15 protein-coding genes are annotated in these 18,153 nt (G+C 73.1%); 7 read left to right on the top strand and 8 right to left on the bottom strand.

Annotation, left to right across the window (positions count from 1 at the left end):
• The first annotated feature begins 291 nt into the window (after positions 1-291).
• Together AMK18_RS04050 and yicI are read left to right on the top strand one after the other, a co-directional pair.
• Entirely contained in the window at positions 292-3,153 is a 2,862-nt protein-coding gene (locus AMK18_RS04050) for a glycoside hydrolase family 3 C-terminal domain-containing protein (protein WP_073861662.1), read from the top strand.
• Between the two features lie 52 nt (positions 3,154-3,205).
• The gene (gene yicI, locus AMK18_RS04055) at positions 3,206-5,476 is read left to right on the top strand and encodes an alpha-xylosidase (RefSeq protein WP_073861663.1); all 2,271 of its coding nucleotides are present in this window, start codon (positions 3,206-3,208) and stop codon (positions 5,474-5,476) included.
• A gap of 38 nt (positions 5,477-5,514) precedes the next feature.
• On the opposite strand, the gene AMK18_RS04060 is transcribed toward yicI, so the two are convergent.
• The gene (locus tag AMK18_RS04060) at positions 5,515-6,021 is read right to left on the bottom strand and encodes a DUF4232 domain-containing protein (RefSeq protein WP_073861664.1); all 507 of its coding nucleotides are present in this window, start codon (positions 6,019-6,021) and stop codon (positions 5,515-5,517) included.
• 193 nt (positions 6,022-6,214) lie between these two features.
• On the opposite strand from AMK18_RS04060, the gene AMK18_RS04065 reads away from it, so the two are divergent.
• Genes AMK18_RS04065 through AMK18_RS04075 form a run of 3 tightly spaced genes read left to right on the top strand, consistent with a single transcriptional unit; the run spans position 6,215 to position 8,796 of the window.
• Positions 6,215-6,793: a TetR/AcrR family transcriptional regulator gene (locus tag AMK18_RS04065; protein WP_018100249.1), complete on the top strand. Its 579-nt coding sequence runs from the start codon at positions 6,215-6,217 to the stop codon at positions 6,791-6,793.
• Positions 6,794-6,818: 25 nt separating this feature from the next.
• On the top strand, positions 6,819-8,006 hold the full coding sequence (locus AMK18_RS04070; RefSeq protein ID WP_073861665.1) for a GDSL-type esterase/lipase family protein: 1,188 nt from the start codon (positions 6,819-6,821) through the stop codon (positions 8,004-8,006).
• A gap of 55 nt (positions 8,007-8,061) precedes the next feature.
• The gene (locus AMK18_RS04075) at positions 8,062-8,796 is read left to right on the top strand and encodes a GNAT family N-acetyltransferase (RefSeq protein WP_073861666.1); all 735 of its coding nucleotides are present in this window, start codon (positions 8,062-8,064) and stop codon (positions 8,794-8,796) included.
• Between the two features lie 52 nt (positions 8,797-8,848).
• Here AMK18_RS04075 and AMK18_RS04080 read toward each other — a convergent pair whose 3' ends face one another.
• From AMK18_RS04080 to xylB, 3 genes are all read right to left on the bottom strand, one after another.
• Positions 8,849-9,688 carry a hypothetical protein gene (locus tag AMK18_RS04080; protein WP_073861667.1) on the bottom strand — a complete coding sequence of 280 codons (840 nt, stop codon included), beginning with the start codon at positions 9,686-9,688 and terminating at the stop codon, positions 8,849-8,851.
• Complete coding sequence (locus AMK18_RS04085) at positions 9,688-10,953, bottom strand: VWA domain-containing protein (RefSeq protein ID WP_158071798.1); 1,266 nt, start codon at positions 10,951-10,953, stop codon at positions 9,688-9,690. The genes AMK18_RS04080 and AMK18_RS04085 overlap by 1 nt, the downstream gene beginning before the upstream one ends.
• 83 nt (positions 10,954-11,036) lie before the next feature.
• The gene (gene xylB / locus AMK18_RS04090) at positions 11,037-12,527 is read right to left on the bottom strand and encodes a xylulokinase (protein WP_073861669.1); all 1,491 of its coding nucleotides are present in this window, start codon (positions 12,525-12,527) and stop codon (positions 11,037-11,039) included.
• Positions 12,528-12,756: 229 nt separating this feature from the next.
• Here xylB and xylA point away from each other — a divergent pair, with 229 nt between their 5' ends.
• A complete protein-coding gene (xylA, locus tag AMK18_RS04095) occupies positions 12,757-13,926 on the top strand; it encodes a xylose isomerase (protein ID WP_018100243.1) in 1,170 nt (389 codons plus the stop codon).
• A gap of 64 nt (positions 13,927-13,990) precedes the next feature.
• On the opposite strand, the gene AMK18_RS04100 is transcribed toward xylA, so the two are convergent.
• The 4 genes from AMK18_RS04100 to AMK18_RS04115 all read right to left on the bottom strand — a co-directional run bounded on the left by AMK18_RS04100 (position 13,991) and on the right by AMK18_RS04115 (position 17,121).
• Positions 13,991-15,232 carry an ROK family protein gene (locus tag AMK18_RS04100; RefSeq protein ID WP_018100242.1) on the bottom strand — a complete coding sequence of 414 codons (1,242 nt, stop codon included), beginning with the start codon at positions 15,230-15,232 and terminating at the stop codon, positions 13,991-13,993.
• 76 nt (positions 15,233-15,308) lie between these two features.
• Entirely contained in the window at positions 15,309-15,959 is a 651-nt protein-coding gene (locus AMK18_RS04105; protein WP_018100241.1) for a DUF305 domain-containing protein, read from the bottom strand.
• Entirely contained in the window at positions 15,956-16,606 is a 651-nt protein-coding gene (locus AMK18_RS04110) for a DUF3105 domain-containing protein (RefSeq protein ID WP_073861670.1), read from the bottom strand. The genes AMK18_RS04105 and AMK18_RS04110 overlap by 4 nt, the downstream gene beginning before the upstream one ends.
• A gap of 95 nt (positions 16,607-16,701) precedes the next feature.
• Positions 16,702-17,121, bottom strand: a complete 420-nt coding sequence (locus AMK18_RS04115; protein ID WP_073861671.1) for a hypothetical protein — start codon at positions 17,119-17,121, stop codon at positions 16,702-16,704.
• Positions 17,122-17,237: 116 nt separating this feature from the next.
• Here AMK18_RS04115 and AMK18_RS04120 point away from each other — a divergent pair, with 116 nt between their 5' ends.
• Positions 17,238-18,086 (top strand): phospholipid scramblase-related protein, encoded by an 849-nt coding sequence (locus AMK18_RS04120; RefSeq protein ID WP_018100238.1) that lies wholly within the window; start codon positions 17,238-17,240, stop codon positions 18,084-18,086.
• The last annotated feature ends 67 nt before the right edge of the window (positions 18,087-18,153 follow it).

Genomic DNA, 18,153 nt, shown 5'->3' on the forward strand with positions numbered 1-18,153 from the left:
CCCCTTCGCAAGTCTGTCGAAGCTCTGTCGAAGCGCTTCGATGTTGCAGCGAGGTTAAGTGAAGGGTCCCGGCCGCACAAGAGTCCGTTTCCAGATTCCTCCGACCTGTTTTCCGACGGCCCTTGGTGCAGCGAAAGCCCACAGGTGGGAGAGGTCGAGGACGCACCCTTGACACGCGCGGGGTCGGCCGTTGAGCATCGAAGCGCTTCGAAAGATCGTCCGAGGCTGCCCAGTGGCCCGCACGACGCGCCGGCACCGCCATACCTCCCACCTTTGACGAAGGACCCGCACGTGACGGAACAACCGCAGCCCTTCCGCGACCCGCGACTGCCCTTCGCGGAGCGCGTCGACGACCTGCTCCGGCGGCTGACCCCCGACGAGCGCGTCGCGATGCTGCACCAGTTCGCCCCGGCGGTCGACCGGCTCGGGCTCGCCGCCTTCCGCACCGGCCAGGAGGCCCTGCACGGCGTCGCCTGGATGGGCCGGGCCACGGTCTTCCCGCAGGCCGTCGGGCTCGGCGCCACCTGGAACGACGACCTGGTCCGCCGCGTCGGCGAGGCCGTCGGCGACGAGGTCCGCACCAAGCGCGCCCACGACGACCGGGTCGGGCTCAACGTCTGGGCCCCCACCGTCAACCTGCTGCGCCACCCGCTCTGGGGGCGCGGCGAGGAGGGGTACAGCGAGGACGCCGGGCTCACCTCCGCCATCGCCGTCGCGTACACCCGGGGCCTGCGCGGGGACCACCCGCACTACTGGCGCACCGCCCCCGTCCTCAAGCACTGGCTCGCCCACAACAACGAGACCGACCGCGACACCTCGTCCTCCTCGGTCCGCCCGAGGGTGCTGCACGAATACGACCTCAGGGCCTTCCGCGACGCCGTCCGCGCGGGCGCGGTGGCCGGGGTGATGCCCGCGTACAACCTGGTCAACGGGCGCCCCAACCATGTGTCGCCGCTGCTCTCCCGGCACCTGCGGAGCTGGACCGAGCAGCCCCTGGCCGTCTGCTCCGACGCGGGCGCACCCACCAACCTGGTCGACTCCGAGCACTACTTCGACACCCACGAGGAGGCGACCGCCGCCGCCCTGCGCGCCGGTGTCGACAGCTTCACCGACCACGGCCAGGACTCCTCCGTCATGACCGCCCGCATCCAGGGCGCCCTGAAACGCGGCCTCCTGGACGAGCAGGACATCGACACCGCCGTCCGCCGCCTGCTCCACATGCGCTTCGCCTTCGGCGAGTTCGACCCCGGGCTGGACCCGTACGCGGACACCGACGCGCTCGACACCGAGGAACACCGGGCGCTCGCCCGGGAGGCCGCCGAGCAGGCCGTGGTGCTCCTGAAGAACGACGGGCTGCTGCCGCTCGCCCCGGACGCCGGCCGGACCGTCGCCGTCGTCGGGCTCCTCGCGGACGCCTGCAAGCTCGACTGGTACAGCGGCACCCTGATCCACCGCTCCACCCCGCTCGACGGACTCCGCGAACGCTTCGGCGCCGAGCACGTGATCCACGCCGAGGGCGCCGACCTGGTCCGCGTCAAGTGCGCGGACGGCTGGCTGCACATCCCCGAGGCGGACCCGGCCGGTGACGCGGCGCCGGGCCCGGAGGGCGCCCTCGACCCGGCGCTGCTCGCGGGCCGGACCGACCTGCCCCCGCTGACCTGCGCCGACACCCCGTCCGAGCTGGCGCTCGTGGACTGGGGCGGCGGTGTGATCACCCTGCGGGAGCCGGACGGCCGCTACCTCTCGGTCGCCGAGGACGGCCGGGTACGCGCCTCCGCGGACGAGCCGGGCGGCTGGATCGTCCAGGAGACCTTCCGGTGGGAGGCGGTGGAAGGGCATGCGGGCGGTCACCGCCTTCTGCACATCGGAACGGGTGGGTATGTCTCAGTCGCCGCCGACGGCGTAAAGGTTGCCGCCCCGGACGAGAAAAATCCGGCCGCCGCCACCGTCTTCGAGACCGAGGTGACCGAGCGCGGCGAGGACGCCGTCGCCCGCGCCGCCGCTGCCGCCGACACCGTGATCGTGGTCGTCGGCAACGACCCGCACATCAACGGCCGCGAGACCGAGGACCGCGCCACGCTCGATCTGCCCGTCCAGCAGGAACGCCTCTGGCGCGCCGCCCACGCCGCCAACCCGCGCACCGTCCTGGCGGTCACCTCCGCCTACCCGTACGCCCTGGCCGAGGCCGCCGCCACGCTGCCCGCGCTGCTGTGGACCGCGCACGGCGGCCAGGCGGCGGGCACCGCGCTGGCCCGCGTCCTCGCCGGAGACGTCTCCCCGGCCGGGCGGCTCCCGCAGACCTGGTACGCCTCCGACGCGGAGCTGCCCGGCCTGCTGGACTACGACATCATCGGCTCGCGGCAGACCTACCTCTACTACGAGGGCACCCCGCTCTATCCGTTCGGCCACGGGCTCACCTACAGCGACTTCACGTACAGCGACCTGACCGCCGTACGCGAGGGCGAGCTGCTGCACGTCTCGCTGAACGTCACCAACACGGGCGCCGTCGCCTCCGACGAGGTCGCCCAGCTGTACGTACGGGCCGTGGCCCCGTCCGTACCCCGGCCGCTGCGTCAGCTCGTGGGGCACCGCAGGCTGCACCTGGCACCCGGGGCGGCCGAGCGCCTCGCGTTCACCGTGCCGGTCGAGGAGCTGGGCCACTGGGACGTGGCGCACGGCCGCTGGACCGTCGAGCCCGGCGCGTACGAGTTCCGGGCGGGCGCCTCCAGCACGGACATCCGGAGCGTCGCGGTCGTCACCGTCGACGGCGAACCGGCCGGGCCGCGCCCGGTCCTGGTCCGGGGGCTGGAGGCGGCCGACTACGACGAGCAACTGGGCACCGCGATCGTGGACCGGGCGAAGACGGACGGCGACGCGGTCACCGCCACCGCCGAGACCAACGAACTCCTGTACCACCGCTGCGACTTCGGCGCCGGTGCGAGCGGCGTCGAGGTCCTGGCCTCCGGCGAGGGGGCCGTCCTGATCACCGTCGGCGGCTCCACCGTCACCGTCCCCGTGCCCGCCACGGACGGACCGTACGACCACCGCACCCATCGCGCCGGTCTGACCGCCTCCGGCACCGGCGACCTGCGCATCTCCCTGCGCGGCACGGTCCGGCTGGCCCGGCTCGGCTTCACCGGGGGCGGCGCGTGAGACCCCGCAGCCTCCCCGTTCCCCCTCCCGATGCCCCCGGCAAGGAGTCCGCATGAAGTTCACCGACGGCTTCTGGCTCATGCGTGAGGGCGTAAGCGCCTCCTACGCGACCGAGATCCGCGATCTGCGCGTCAGAGCCGACCAGTTCACCGCGTACGCGGCGGTGAAACGGGTCGCCGCGCGCGGTGACACCCTCAACACCCCGCTCATCACCGTCGACTGCTTCTCCCCGGCCGAGGGGATCATCGGCGTCCGCACCACGCACCACGCCGGAAGGGCCCGCCGGGGACCGGACTTCGCCTTCCCCGGGCTCGACCCGGCCGGCTCCGGCGCCCGCACCCGGCAGGACGGCGGTGTCATCGAACTCACCAGCGGTCCGCTGACCCTGCGGCTGGACCGCGACGGCCCGTACGGTCCGGTCTTTCTCGACACGGACGGCCGCCGCCTGACCGGCGTCGACACCAAGGGCACCGCCTTCGCCACCACCCCCGACGGCGCGCACCACATGGTCGCCCAACTCGCCCTGGACGTCGGCGAGAACATCTACGGACTCGGTGAACGCTTCACCCCGTACGTGAAGAACGGCCAGAGCGTCGACATCTGGCAGGCGGACGGCGGCACCAGCAGCGAACTCGCCTACAAGAACATCCCGTTCTACCTCTCCTCGCGCGGCTACGGCGTCTTCGTCAACCACCCCGGCAAGGTCTCCTTCGAGGTCGGCTCGGAGTCGGTCGGCCAGGTGCAGTTCAGCGTCGAGGACCAGTCGCTGGAGTACTACATCGTCGCCGGTCCGACGCCCAAGGAGGTGCTGGCCCGCTACACCGCGCTGACCGGCCGCCCGGCGCTCCCGCCGGCCTGGTCGTTCGGCCTGTGGCTGACGACGTCCTTCTGCACCTCGTACGACGAGGAGACCGTCACCTCGTTCGTGGAGGGCATGGCCGAGCGCGACATCCCGCTCTCCGTCTTCCACTTCGACTGCTTCTGGATGCGCGAGTACCAGTGGTCGGACTTCCTCTGGGACCCGGACGTCTTCCCCGACCCGGAGGGCATGCTCGCCCGGCTCAAGGAACGCGGGCTGCGCATCAGCATGTGGATCAACCCGTACATCGCCCAGAAGTCGGCGCTGTTCGCCGAGGGCGCCGAACTCGGCCATCTGGTCCGCCGCCCCAACGGTGACGTCTGGCAGTGGGACCTGTGGCAGCCCGGCATGGCCCTGGTCGACTTCACCAGCCCCGCCGCCCGCGAGTGGTACACCGGCAAGCTGCGACTGCTGCTCGACCAAGGCGTCGACTGCTTCAAGACGGACTTCGGCGAGCGCGTTCCGACCGACGTCGTCTGGCACGACGGCTCGGACCCCGAGCGGATGCACAACTACTACGCGCAGATCTACAACAGGACGGTCTTCGAACTCCTGGAGAAGGAGCGCGGCCACGGCGAGGCGGTCCTCTTCGCCCGCTCGGCCACGGCCGGCGGCCAGCAGTTCCCCGTCCACTGGGGCGGCGACTGCTTCGCCTCGTTCACGGCCATGGCCGAGTCCCTGCGCGGCGGCCTGTCCCTGTCGCTCTCCGGCTTCGGCTTCTGGAGCCACGACATCGGCGGCTTCGAGGGCACCCCGGACCCGGCGGTCTTCAAGCGCTGGCTCGCCTTCGGCCTGCTCTCCTCGCACAGCCGGCTGCACGGCAACGTCTCCTATCGGGTGCCGTGGGAGTTCGGCGAGGAAGCGGTGGACGTCGCCCGGAAGTTCACCCTCCTCAAGCACCGCCTCATGCCGTACCTCTACGGTGCCGCCGCCACCGCCCACCGCACCGGCATCCCCGTGATGCGGCCCATGCTGCTCGAATTCCCGGACGACCCCGCCACCCGCACCCTGGACCGGCAGTACATGCTCGGCCCCGACCTGCTGGTCGCCCCGGTCTTCACGGAGGACGGGCAGGTCGAGTACTACGTCCCCGAGGGCACCTGGACCCACCTGCTCACCGGCGAGACGGTCACCGGTCCCGCCTGGCGCCACGAGACCCACGGCTTCGACAGCCTCCCGGTCCTCGTCCGCCCCGGCGCGGTCCTGCCCTGGGGCGGCGACGACCGGCGCCCGGACGGCGACTGGCTGGACGGGCTCACGCTGCGGGTGTTCGGTGAGGCGGACGGTACGGAGGTGACCGTGCCGGACCACGCGGGTGCCGCCGCCACCACCTTCCGGGTGACCCGCGACGGCGACACCCTGACCGTCACCTCCGCACGCATCGACCGCCCGTACCACGTGGTCGCCGAGGCCACGGGCGCGACGGGGGAGGGGAGGGGGACGGTGACCGTGCGGGGCGCGTGAGCGACGGCGGGGCGGTCCGCGGGGAGCGCCCCGCCTCCTCAGTCCGTGCCCGCCGACAGCGCCCGGTCCGCCGCGCCCCGCGAGGCGTGCCAGAGCGTCGTCACCGGCTCCCAGACCCGGACGCCGTCCGCCATGCCGACGGCCGACGCCGCGAACGTCACCCCGTAGTGCGCCGGGTCCGCCGCGACGGACAGGCTGCGCACGACATGGCCCTCGGTCGTCCCCGGCGCGGCCGTGCGCACGGCCGCGTACCCGCGCTCGCCCGGCGACAGCACGTACGGCCCGCTCGTCGACGGCGGTACGGGCTGCGCCGAGCCGTCCAGGCCCCGGAACGTGACCGTCGGGATGCGGTCCACGGCACAGGCCCGGCCGCCCTCGTTGACCACGGAGATCCGGGCGGTGTTCTGCGCGCCGCCGGGCCCGGCGGAGACGCGGAGGTCCTTCTCCTGGCAGGGGGCGGTCGTGGCCGAGGCCGCGGGGGCGGTCAGGGCGGTGGCGGCGGCAGCGGTGACGGCAGCGGTGGTGAGGGCGGTGCGCAGACGCATGGTGTTTCTCCCCTGGAAGCCGGTGGGCGACTGTCTCTGACAGTCTGAGCTGTTTGCCGGAATCGCGGCGATAAAACCGACATATCGATCCGGCAACGTGTCGCGAGCGAGGAGGAATGCCTTGAGGCCTTTTGCATTTGCCTAAACCCCTTAGGCAGGCGCATGATGGCCGTCCCCGGACGAGGAGGCGACCATGGTGCGCGCGGGTCTCACCGCCGAACGCCTGACCAGAGCGGGCGCCGAGCTGGCCGACGAGGTCGGCTTCGACCAGGTGACCGTCTCGGCGCTGGCGCGGCAGTTCGACGTCAAGGTGGCGAGCCTCTACTCGCACCTGAAGAACTCCCACGACCTCAAGACCCGGATCGCCCTGCTCGCCCTGGAGGAGATGGCTGACCGGGGCGCCGCCGCCCTCGTCGGGCGGGCCGGCAAGGACGCGCTGAGCGCCCTCGGCGACATGTACCGGGACTACGCCCGCGAGCACCCCGGCCGTTACGCCGCGGCCCAGATGACGCTCGACCCCGAAACGGCGGCCGCCAGTGCCGGTCTGCGGCACTCCCGGATGACCCGGGCCATCCTGCGCGGCTACGACCTGACCGAGCCGGACCAGACGCATGCCGTACGGCTCCTGGGCAGCGTGTTCCACGGATTCACCACCCTGGAGGCCCAGGGCGGGTTCAGCCACAGCGCCCCCGACTCGCAGGAGTCCTGGTCCCGCACCCTGGACGCGCTGGACGCCCTCCTGCGCAACTGGCCCGCACCCCGGGTCCCGTGACCCAGCGACCTCAGCGAGTGGAGCCATGAACACCGACGCAGCCACACCCCTCCCGTTCACCACCCCCGTCACGCCCGCCCTCCTGCGCGGCGCGCTCGACGTGGAGCGCACCGATGCCGGGCTGCTCCCGCACCGGCTGCCCGCCGCCGCCCGCGCCCAGGCCCCGGACGGCCAGATCGCCCTGGCCGAGGCCCAGCCCTCCGGCGTCCGGCTCGTCTTCCGGACCCGGGCCACGGTGGTCGAGCTGGAGGCCCGGCGCACCCGGACCGTCTACGCGGGCGTCCCGCCGAGGCCCGGTGGGGTGTACGACCTGCTGGTGGACGGCGCCCTCGCGGCGCAGGGTTCCGCGAGCGGCGGCAACGTCCTGGATGTCGACATGACGACCGGGCAGACCCGGTTCCGTGCCGGGCCGGTCGGGTCCGTGCGGTTCGACGGGCTCGCGGACCGCGAGAAGGACGTCGAGGTCTGGCTGCCGTACAACGAACGCACCGAGGTCGTCGCCCTGCACACCGACGCGCCCGTCACGCCCGCCCCGGCCTCCGGCCGCAAGGTGTGGCTGCATCACGGCAGTTCGATCAGCCACGGCTCCGACGCGGCGAGCCCCACGACCACCTGGCCCGCGCGTGCGGCGCTGCTCGGCGGCGTCGAACTGGTCAACCTCGGCCTCGGCGGCAGCGCCCTGCTCGACCCGTTCACGGCCCGCGCGATGCGGGACACCCCCGCGGACCTGATCAGCGTCAAGATCGGTATCAACCTCGTCAACGCCGACGTGATGCGGGTGCGCGCCTTCGCCCCGGCGGTGCACGGCTTCCTCGACACCCTCCGCGAGGGCCACCCGGACACCCCGCTCCTGGTGGTGTCGTCCGTGCTGTGCCCCATCCACGAGGACACCCCGGGCCCCAGCGTCCCCGACTTCAGCCGCCTCGGCGAGGGCAGGGTCCGCTTCGCGGCGATGGGCGACCCGGAAGGCCCCGCCACCGGCAAGCTGACGCTCCACGTCATCCGAGACGAACTGGCCGCCCTGGTGGACCAACGCTCCGCCGAGGACCCGCAGTTGCACTACCTGGACGGCCGTGAGCTGTACGGCGAGGCGGATGCGGAGGAGCTTCCCCTCCCCGACGCGCTCCACCCCGACGCCGCCACGCACCTGCGCATGGGCGACCGCTTCGCGGCCCTGGCCTTCGGGGAGGGCGGCGCGTTCGCCGGGACGTAACCAGCGGCCGCGAAAAGGAGTACGCCGCACCGCCCGTTCGGGGGAGGATGCGGCGATGAACGACGATCCGCTGATGGCCAGGGCCCGCCGCCTGTGGGAGACGCTGGCCGGTGTCCCCGTCCCCTCCGCCCCGGACGGCGGCCCGGTCGTCGTCACGGCGCCCGCGTCCGCGCTGTGCCCGCCGGCCTGGGTGGGCACGGTGCTCCTCGGTGACACGGCGCTCGTCACGGCGCCCACCGACGCGGCGGCGGATGTGGTGCGCCGCGCGCTGAAGGCCGTACCGACCCGGGAACTCGCCGAACCGGACGCGATCCGGAGCGAGTTGCCGGTCGCCGAGGTGCTGGGCCCGGCCACCCTCGCCTATCTGACGGCCGACGCCTTCCGGCCGTACGAGCCCCCGGACGTCACCGTCACCACCCTGCCCGCCGACGACCCGGAGCTGCTGAGGCTGCTCGCGTCGGTGAGCGAGGAGGACGCGGGGGAGTGCGGGCTGGACGAGATCACCTCCCCGGCCTTCGTCGTACGCGAGGACGCCACCGGGCTCGTCGCGGCGGCCGGGTACGAGGACTGGCCCGGGGAGACCGCCCACCTCTGTGTGCTGACCGCGCCGGGCGCCCGGGGCCGGGGCCTGGCCCGCGCGGTGGCCTCCGCCGCGACGCGCCACGCCCTCGCGGCGGACCGGCTGCCCCAGTGGCGGGCGCGGCCGGAGGCGTCACGGCGTGTGGCGAGGGCGCTCGGATACCGGGAACTGGGCAGCCAGTTGAGCGTGCGGCTGCACGGACCCGCGTAACGCCGCCGGACCGGCCCCCGGAGCAGGGACCGGTCCGGCGACGGGCACACCGTCAGGCGCCCGGCGGCACGTGGGTCGGGCGGCCCCGGCCCCGGGTCACCGTGTAGCCGAAGACGCCCGCGAGGGCGGCGAGCAGTCCGCCACCGGCCGTCCACAGCCAGCGGCTGGTCCACCAGCCGGAGGACCAGCCGTCCTCGGGCTCACCGGCCGACGCGACCGGCTGGGCGGAGGCGTCGGTGCCGTCCGCGTCGTCCGAAGCCTGCTCGGCCGAGGAGACCCCCGGGACCAGCGGCTTCGACAGGCCGCCGTCCACGTCGGCGGACCCGCCCTGGTCCTTCGAGCCGACCTTCACCTCGGTGTGCACCGGCAGACCGAGGTCCGCCTGCGCCAGGTCCACGACCGTGAGGCGGACGTAGTAGCTGCCCGGCAGCGGGTCGTTGGCCCACTGCTCGGCGTTGGCGCGGACGGTACGCAGCACACAGGTCAGCTCGACCGTGGCGGCGTCGGCCGCGGCGGTGCCGGTCTGCTTGCCGTACATGCACGCCTGGCGGCGGCGCAGCCCGTCGTACACATCGACCTGCCAGGTCTGCGCCCCGTGCCGGGCGGCGCTCTCGGGCAGCGTGACCTTCGCCGTCACCGTGGCGCGCTGCCCGGCGTCGGCCGGGAAGACCCAGTACAGGTAGTCGCCGGTCGAGGCCCCGGCGGTGGCGGTCTCGCCCTGCTGGAGGGCCGTGGCGGTCCGGAAGGTGGTGCCGGCCTCCGTGGGGCCGGAGCCGTCACCGGAGGCGCTGGGGCTCGGCGACGGGTCGTCGGCCGCGGCGGCGCCCGCCCCGGTCAGCACGGCCAGGCCGGTCAGCAGCGCGCCCGCGAGCACACGTCTCGTACGGGACATCAGCGGGTCCTCCAGACAGCGATGCGCCAGCGTGAGATCCAGCCGAAGAGCAGACCCACGATCAATCCGGTCAGGGTGAGCAGGCCCAGCAGCCACCAGCCGTGGCCCAGACCGAAGGCGGCGACGTCCGCCGCCTCGTCGGGCGCGTCCACCACGTCGACGGTCAGCTCCAGAGGCATGCCGGGGGTGGTCTTCACCGAGGCCGGGGCCGAGAACGAGTTGCTGACCTGGAGGCACACGGTCTCCGGGGTCTGCTCGTCCTCGTCCTGCTCGGGCTTCGGGTAGCGCAGCCCGGACGAGATGGCGTCGGTGCGCCCGGTCCCGGACTCGGAGCCCCGGACGATCTCACGGCCGTGCGTGGTCACCGCGCGCAGCAGCATCCCGTAGTCGTTGTTGACGGCGCGGTCGGCGAACACGCTGACCGAGGCGCGCAGTTCCTGACCGGGCTTCACCTCGACCTTGTACCAGCGGTGCTCGGCGAACTTCTCGCGGTCGGTGTAGAGGCCCGGCTTCAGCTCGGGTGCGTCCGTGCAGCTGTCGGTGCCCTTCGTGGCGACCGGGGTGACCACGGGCTCCGCCGCCCGGTCCACCAACTGCTTCACTCGGCCGGACAGTTCGTCGGTGTGCTGGACGGCCGTGTAGGTGCCGCCGGTGGCCTCGGCGATGCAGGTCAGCTGCTGGCGGATCTTCGCGTTGGGCACCAGGCCCAGCGTGTCGATGACCAGGTGGATGCCGCGCGCCGCGATGTCGCGGGCGACCTCGCACGGGTCGAGCGGGCCGCAGGTGTCCTCGCCGTCGCTGATCAGCACGATCCGGCGGGTGGAGTCGCCGCCCTCCAGATCGTCGGCGGCGCCCAGCAGCGCGGGGCCGATCGGGGTCCAGCCGGTGGGGGCGAGCGTGGCCACGGCGGTCTTCGCCTCGGTGCGGTCCAGCGGGCCGACCGGGTACAGCTGCTTGGTGTCCTTGCAGCCCACCTTGCGGTCGTCGCCCGGATAGTCGGCGCCGAGGGTGCGGATGCCGAGCTGCACCTGCTCCGGCACCGCGTCCAGCACCTCGTTGAACGCCTGCTTCGCCGCGCTCATCCGGGACTGGCCGTCGATGTCGCGGGTCCGCATGGAACCGCTGACGTCCAGGACCAGTTCGACCTTGGGGGAGGCTTGGGTGGGGGTTTCGTCGGCCGATGCGGGCAGCGCCGAGCCGAGCCCGGCGGTCAGGGTGGCGAGCAGGATGCCCACCCCGACCGTCAGCCTTCTTCTTATGATCATCGCCGGATAGTAGTGAACATCAGTTCGCTATCCAAAACGGCTGGTGGCCGCCGTGCGGGCGCACAGCGGCCCTTGACGGCCGGTCAGCCGTCGCGGTCCCCGCCGAGCAGCGGCCCGGCCGCCCTTTCCAGTACGGAGCCGACCCGCTTCCACGCCGTCAGATCCCGTTCCACCGCCTCCAGGAGCACGTCCTCACCGGTGTCCCAGCCCGCCGCGACCGCGACCGGGTCCGCCCCCGTCGCCGCCGAAGCGGCGAGCGCCGCCGCCCCGAGCGCCACCAGCTCCCCGGCCCCCGGCACGATCACCGGCCGCCCGGACAGCCGTCGTACGGTCTCCACCCACACGCGTCCCTGCGCCCCGCCGCCGATCAGCCGCAGCGGACGGGCCACCACCTCGGGGTCCGCCGGGTCGAGACCGCAGGCCCGCGACAGCTCGTCGAGCGCCCGCAGCACGGTCACCACCGCGCCCTCGTAGGCGGCGCCGAGCAGTTGCTGCGGGGTCGTGTCGTGCCGCAGTCCGGTGAGGAGACCGGCCGCCGTCGGCAGGTCCGGGGTGCGCTCCCCGTCCAGGTACGGCAGCAGCACCGCCTCGCCGCCGGGCACGGCGTCATTGCGGTCCAGGCCCAGCAGGGCGGCCACCTTGTCCACGGCGAGCGTGCAGTTGAGGGTGCAGGCCAGCGGCAGATACGTGCCGTCCGCCGCCGCGAAACCGGAGAGCGCCGCCGACCCCGGCCGGGTCCGGGACGCCGCGAAGACCGTGCCCGAGGTGCCCAGGCTCAGCACCGGGTGGTCGAGGAGCCCCGCACCGCCCAGGCCCAGCCCGACGGCGGCGCTCATGTTGTCCCCGGTGCCCGCCGCGACGGCGATCCCGGCGGGCAGCCCCAGCGCCTCGGCGGCCGCGTCCGTCAGCGAACCGACGCGTGCCCCGCCGCTCGGCGCCACCTCGGGGAGCAGCGCCGGGTCGAGGCCGATGAGCTCCAGCAGCTCCGGGTCGTAGGCGCCGGTCGCGGTGGAGTACCAGCAGGTGCCCGAGGCGTCGCCCGGGTCGGTGACGGCCCGGCCGGACAGCCGCTCGGTCAGGAAGTCGTGCGGGAGGCGCACGGCGGCGGCCGCCCCGGCGGTCTCCGGCTCGTTCTCCCGCAGCCACTGCCACTTCGACGCGGTCATCGCGGCCACCGGGACGGAACCGGTGCGCGCGGTCCAGGCGTCCGGTCCGCCGAGTGCGGCGGTGAGCGCGGCGGCCTGCGGGGCGGACCGGGTGTCGTTCCACAGCAGGGCCGGGCGCAGCGGACGGCCCTCGGCGTCCAGGACGACCATGCCGTGCTGCTGGCCGGCGACCGCGATGCCGATCACGTCCGCCGGGGCGGTCCCGGACTCCTTCAGCCCGGCCGCGACTGCGTCGCACAGGGCCTGCCACCAGACCTCGGGGTCGCTCTCGCGCGCACCGCCCTCGCCGGTGACCACGTGCGGGGCGCGGCCGACGGCGAGCAGCCGGCCGGTGGCGGTGTCGGTGAACGCCGCCTTGGTGGACTGGGTGGAGCTGTCCACACCGATGACGACGGTATGCGGCGGCATGGCTGACCTCATTCGCTGATGTATTTGATCGTACGCAAAACAAATTACGTGATCGAACCCGTCCGGAACAGGCCCCGTTCCGGGTTCGCGACGGCGGTGCGCGGACGTCTCCGCTCCAGGGGCTTTACGCCGCCCGGGCTGCCCGTGCATGATTAGTCATGACAGTGAACAAATTGAGGTTCGGCCGCCCGACCGGCTGCGGACCCACGGCCCCGAAGGCGGCACCACCATGACGGAACGCTTCGCACCGACCCCCGAGGACAAGTTCACCTTCGGCCTGTGGACCGTGGGCTGGCAGGGCCGCGACCCCTTCGGTGACGCGACGCGCGCCGCGATCGACCCGGTCGACTCCGTCCAGCGCCTCGCCGAGCTGGGCGCGTACGGCGTCACCTTCCACGACGACGACCTGATCCCCTTCGGCTCCTCGGACACCGAGCGCGAGGGCATCGTCAAGCGCTTCCGCCAGGCGCTCGACGCGGCCGGTCTCGTCGTCCCCATGGCCACGACGAACCTCTTCACGCACCCCGTCTTCAAGGACGGCGCGTTCACCGCCAACGACCGCGACGTCCGCCGCTACGCCCTGCGCAAGACCCTGCGCAACATCGACCTGGCCGTCGAGCTGGGCGCCACCACCTACGTCGCCTGGGGCGGCCGGGAGGGCTCCGAGTCCGGCGCCGCCAAGGACATCCGCGTCGCGCTCGACCGCATGAAGGAGGCCTTCGACCTCCTGGGCGACTACGTCACCGAGCAGGGCTACGACCTGAAGTTCGCCATCGAGCCCAAGCCGAACGAGCCCCGCGGCGACATCCTCCTCCCCACCATCGGCCACGCCCTCGCCTTCATCGAGCGCCTGGAGCGCCCCGAGATGGTCGGCGTCAACCCCGAGGTCGGGCACGAGCAGATGGCCGGGCTGAACTTCCCGCACGGCATCGCCCAGGCCCTGTGGGCGGGCAAGCTCTTCCACATCGACCTCAACGGCCAGTCCGGCATCAAGTACGACCAGGACCTCCGCTTCGGCGCCGGTGACCTGCGCCAGGCGTTCTGGCTGGTCGACCTCCTGGAGAACTCCGACTACGCCGGTCCGCGCCACTTCGACTTCAAGCCGCCGCGCACCGAGGACTACGACGGCGTCTGGGCGTCCGCCGCCGGCTGCATGCGCAACTACCTCATCCTCAAGGAGCGCGCCGCCGCCTTCCGCGCCGACCCGGCCGTCCAGGACGCCCTGCGCGCCTCCCGCCTGGACGAGCTGGCCCAGCGCACCGCCGAGGACGGCGTGGCCGGACTGCTCGCCGACCGTTCCGCGTTCGAGGAGTTCGACGTGGACGCGGCGGCCGAGCGCGGCATGGCCTTCGAGGCCCTGGACCAGCTGGCGATGGACCACCTGCTCGGCGTCCGCTGACACACGGGCAAGGGGAGAGGGGGCGGACGCACAGCGCGTCCGCCCCCTCTCCCTTGTGTACGTCTCAGGCCGGTGCCGGACGCGCGTACGCCACCGGGTCGGCCAGCACATCCGTCATCACCAGCGCCGCCGCACCCCGCGCCGCGTCCCCCGCGACCGACGACGCGCGCAGCCGGCCCGCACCGGGCGCCCAGAGCCCGGACACCACGCGGCCCGTCAGCTCCTCGTCCGCCGGAGCGGCCAGCCAGGGCATCAGGTTCCGGTAGATCCCGCCGAGCACCACCGCGTCCGGGTCCAGCAGATTGACCGCCCCCGACAGCACCCGGCCCAGCATCCGCCCGGCCTCCGCCACCGCGCCGACCGCCCGCTCGTCGCCCGCCCGCACCCGCTTCTCCAGCTCCGCGACCCCGAGCCCGCCACCCCCGTCGACCCCGGCCGCCCGCAGCAGCGCCGCCTGTCCCGCGTACTGCTCCAGGCAGCCGCGCGAACCGCACCGGCACTGCGGACCGCTCGGGTCCACCACCACATGGCCGATCTCCCCGGCGAAGCCGTGCGCCCCGCGCAGCAGCTCGCCGTCGATGACCAGCGCACCGCCCACGCCGATCTCGCCGGTCAGGTAGAGGAAGCTGCGGATGCGCTCCAGGCCGCCGAACCACAGCTCGGCCAGAGCCGCCAGATTCGCCTCGTTCTCCGAGCGGACCGGCAGCTCCTGGTGGCCCGGGTGCTCCGAGGCCAGCGCGGCGGCGAACAGCTCCTCGGCCGGGACCTGGTTCCAGCCCAGGTTCGGCGCCTGGCGCACCGCGCCGCCCGAGACCAGGCCCGGCAGCGCCAGGGCCACGCCGACCGGATACAGCTCCTGCTCCCGCGCCGAGTCCAGGGTGCGCGCGGCGATCCCGGCCGCCCTGGCCAGCACCTCGGCGGGCGGGGTGCCCCGGTTGTCCAGGTGCTCGGTGAGGCGGACCCGGCCGGTCCCGGCGAGGTCGACCACGCACACCGACACGTAGTCGATGTTGACCTCGACCCCGAGCCCGGCCGGCCCGGTGCGCGCCGTCTTGAGCGCGGTCCCGGGGCGGCCGGCCTGCCCGCTGAACGTCTTGCCGGACTCGGTCAGGAACCCGGTTTCGAGCAGCTGCTCGACCAGCGAGGACACGGCGGCCCGGGTCAGTCCCACGCGCGCGGCGACCCCGGCCCGGGTCGCCTCGCCCTCGCCCTCGTCGCGGACGGCCCGCAGCACGAGGCTCAGATTGCTGCGCCGGACGGTGTCCTTGTCGGCCTTGGGCCCCAGCGGTGTGAGGTTGCTCTTCATATCGGTCCCGAGCCTATGCGATTCCGTACGCCAGTACGGGCGTGCCGGGGCCGGGGTCATCCGGCCCCGGCACGCCTCAGGACGCGGACGCCCCGCGCTCCTTGAGCATGTCCGCCATGAGCGCGATCTCCGACTTCTGGGCCAGGGCCATGCCCGACGCCAGATTCCGGATCTCCTCGGTCTTCGCCGCGGAGGCCGCCGCCTGAGCCATCTCGGCGCCGGACTTGTGGTGCGCGGTCATCAGCTTCAGGAAGAGGATCTCGGCGTCCCTGCCCTTGGCCGCCCGCAGCTTGTCGAGTTCGGCGTCGGTGGCCATGCCGGGCATCAGCGCGCCGTCACCGCGCGGGGTGAAGGTGTGCCCCATCCACGCCATGGGCGGCCCGGGGGAGCTCTTCGCCCGGCCCCACATCTCCAGCCAGCCGAGCAGCATGCCGCGCTGGTTGGCCTGGGTGTTGATGATGTCGAATGCCAGCCGTCGCACCGCCTCGTCCGCGGTGCGGTCCCGGACGATGAACGCCATCTCGACCGCCTGCTGGTGGTGGACCGCCATGTCGCGCGCGAACCCCACGTCCGCCGAGGACTCGGCCGGTGCGGAGGCGGAGGCCGCCGCCGCGGGCGCCGACGTCGAAGGGCGTACGAGCGTCAGCGCGATCAGCGCGAGCGCCAGCAGCAGCACCGCGCCGCCGGCCAGCACCAGGGGCCGCGAGGTGCGCGGCGCGGCCGTCACTTGGCGATCCCGCCGGTGCAGGCGGCGCCCGGCTCCGGGGTCTGCGGGCCCTGCACGTACTTCGTGAAGAACTGCGCGACGCGGGCGTCCGTGGCGCTCTTCACCGTGAGCTGCTTCCCCCAGGCGCTGAGCATCAGCGGCGCCGCCTGGTCCTCGACCGGGCTCATCAGCGAGTACGGCGTGTCCGCCACCCGCTCGTTCAGCTTCTTGATGTCGGCGGGCTTCGCCTTGCTGGTGTACGTGACCCACACCGCGCCGTGCTCAAGGGAGTGGACGGCGTTCTCCTTCGGTATGGCCTGGGTGTAGACGTCACCGTCGCAGTTCATCCAGACCGGGTTGTGGTCGCCGCCGACCGGCGGGTTCATCGGGTAGTCGACCGACTTCTCCACATGGTTCTGCGTGAGCTTGTCCCAGCTCTTCTCGCCGGTGACGGGCGAGGTCTTGGCCTGGGCCTCGGCCTTGTCCTGCTCATCGGCCGCGTTCATCAGGTAGCCGCCCCCGACGACGAGCCCGGCGACCACCAGCACGCCGACGGAGAGCGTGATGATGCGGGAGCGGCGCTCACGGGCCCGCTCCTGGCGGCGGGCCTCCTCCAGCTTGGCGCGACGGGCGGCGGAGGCGTTGTTCTGCTTGTTGGCGGTGGCCATGAGAGGTCCTTCGGTTCAGCGGATCGTGAGGCGGAGTGCGTACGGCAGGGGGAGCCGCCGCACCCGGGAACGGGTACGGGGCATCCCCGGCCGTCCTAGGTCCGCTGAACCTGGAGGCGCAGGGGGTCGACCTGGCCGACCGCGTCGTTGGAGGGCCCCCGGATGGACGCGCCGCCGGTCAGAGGGCGGTGCGGGAGCAGCGCCACGGTCGCCGAGGGGACCGCCGCCGGGCCCGGCTGGGCGCGCAGCACGACGGGCGGCGCATGATCCGAGGCGTCGTGGCAGGAATCCCCCACGCCCCGGTCGCGGGGGGTGTCGGCCACCACGACCCGGACCACCGTGAGGTCGGTCAGCTTCGCGAGGGCCGAGGCGGGGGCGTACTCGGGGGAGGAGTGGGGGCGTACGGACTGGGGCGCACAGCACGAGACGAGCGCGACCAGGACGAACAGCCAGGCGAGCACGACCGGCGCACCGGTGCCGCGCAGCCGCTCCGCCCCCTTGCTCACCCTGTTCATCCCGCACATCGTACGCGGTGCGTTGAAGATTCAAGCAGTGCGCCGGAGGAAGCGGTGAAGCTGTGGATCCACGGGCGGCAGGACCGATTTCGGCCATGGCGAGATAGTGTGCCCCGGTGACCACGCACTCGAACGTATCTGCGGGCTGGTATCCGGATCCGCACGGCGCCCCTCAGCTGCTGCGCTACTGGGACGGTTCCCAGTGGACGGAGCACACCCACTCCGCGGACGGCCAGGCCCCGGCCCAGGCTCCCGCGCAGCAGCAGCCGACGCCGCCGCAGCAGCCGCAGGCCCAGGTGCCGCAGCAGCCCGCGGCCGTCCCGCAGCAGGGTGCCCCGCAGCACCCGCAGGGCGGCGCCCCCGGCGGCTCGCTCTTCAACCAGCAGGTCCTGGTCGTGAACCAGAAGGCCAAGCTGATCGAGGTGACGAACGAGTACAGCGTCTTCGACCAGCACGGCAACACCATCGGCTCGGTTGTTCAGGTCGGCCAGGGCGCCCTGCGCAAGGTGCTGCGGTTCCTGACCAGCATCGACCAGTACCTCACCCACCGGCTGGAGATCCGCGACGCGTACGGCCAGCCGCAGCTGCTGCTGACCCGCCCCGCGAAGTTCATCAAGTCCCGCGTCGTCGTGGAGCGCCCCGACGGTCAGCCGGTCGGCGAGATCGTCCAGCAGAACGCCATCGGCAAGATCAACTTCGCGATCATGGCCGGCGGGCAGCAGATCGGTGCGATCAAGGCCGAGAACTGGCGCGCCTGGAACTTCGCGATCGTGGACCACAACGACCAGGAGATCGCCCGGATCACCAAGACCTGGGAGGGGCTCGCGAAGACGCTGTTCACGACGGCGGACAACTACGTGCTCCAGATCCACTACCAGCTGCCCGAGCCGCTGCTGAGCCTCGTGGTGGCGACGGCCCTGACCGTGGACACCGCCCTCAAGCAGGACGCCCGCGGCCTCGGCTGAGCCCGGCCCCGTACGCCCGACCGCCCGCGCCCCTCGTTGAGGAGCGCGGGCGGTGCTGTGTCCGGGG

Source organism: Streptomyces sp. CB01249, from assembly GCF_001905735.1.
Taxonomy (GTDB): Bacteria; Actinomycetota; Actinomycetes; order Streptomycetales; family Streptomycetaceae; genus Streptomyces.

Bases quoted from the DNA above. Each gene is read 5' to 3' on its own strand.
- AMK18_RS04065 (WP_018100249.1), top strand. From the start codon at position 6,215: ATGGTGCGCGCGGGTCTCACCGCCGAACGCCTGACCAGAGCGGGCGCC.
- AMK18_RS04115 (WP_073861671.1), bottom strand. From the start codon at position 17,121: ATGAACAGGGTGAGCAAGGGGGCGGAGCGGCTGCGCGGCACCGGTGCG.
- AMK18_RS04085 (WP_158071798.1), bottom strand. From the start codon at position 10,953: ATGATCATAAGAAGAAGGCTGACGGTCGGGGTGGGCATCCTGCTCGCC.
- AMK18_RS04060 (WP_073861664.1), bottom strand. From the start codon at position 6,021: ATGCGTCTGCGCACCGCCCTCACCACCGCTGCCGTCACCGCTGCCGCC.
- AMK18_RS04110 (WP_073861670.1), bottom strand. From the start codon at position 16,606: ATGGCCACCGCCAACAAGCAGAACAACGCCTCCGCCGCCCGTCGCGCC.
- AMK18_RS04080 (WP_073861667.1), bottom strand. From the start codon at position 9,688: ATGTCCCGTACGAGACGTGTGCTCGCGGGCGCGCTGCTGACCGGCCTG.
- AMK18_RS04070 (WP_073861665.1), top strand. From the start codon at position 6,819: ATGAACACCGACGCAGCCACACCCCTCCCGTTCACCACCCCCGTCACG.
- xylB (WP_073861669.1), bottom strand. From the start codon at position 12,527: ATGCCGCCGCATACCGTCGTCATCGGTGTGGACAGCTCCACCCAGTCC.
- yicI (WP_073861663.1), top strand. From the start codon at position 3,206: ATGAAGTTCACCGACGGCTTCTGGCTCATGCGTGAGGGCGTAAGCGCC.
- AMK18_RS04100 (WP_018100242.1), bottom strand. From the start codon at position 15,232: ATGAAGAGCAACCTCACACCGCTGGGGCCCAAGGCCGACAAGGACACC.
- AMK18_RS04075 (WP_073861666.1), top strand. From the start codon at position 8,062: ATGAACGACGATCCGCTGATGGCCAGGGCCCGCCGCCTGTGGGAGACG.
- xylA (WP_018100243.1), top strand. From the start codon at position 12,757: ATGACGGAACGCTTCGCACCGACCCCCGAGGACAAGTTCACCTTCGGC.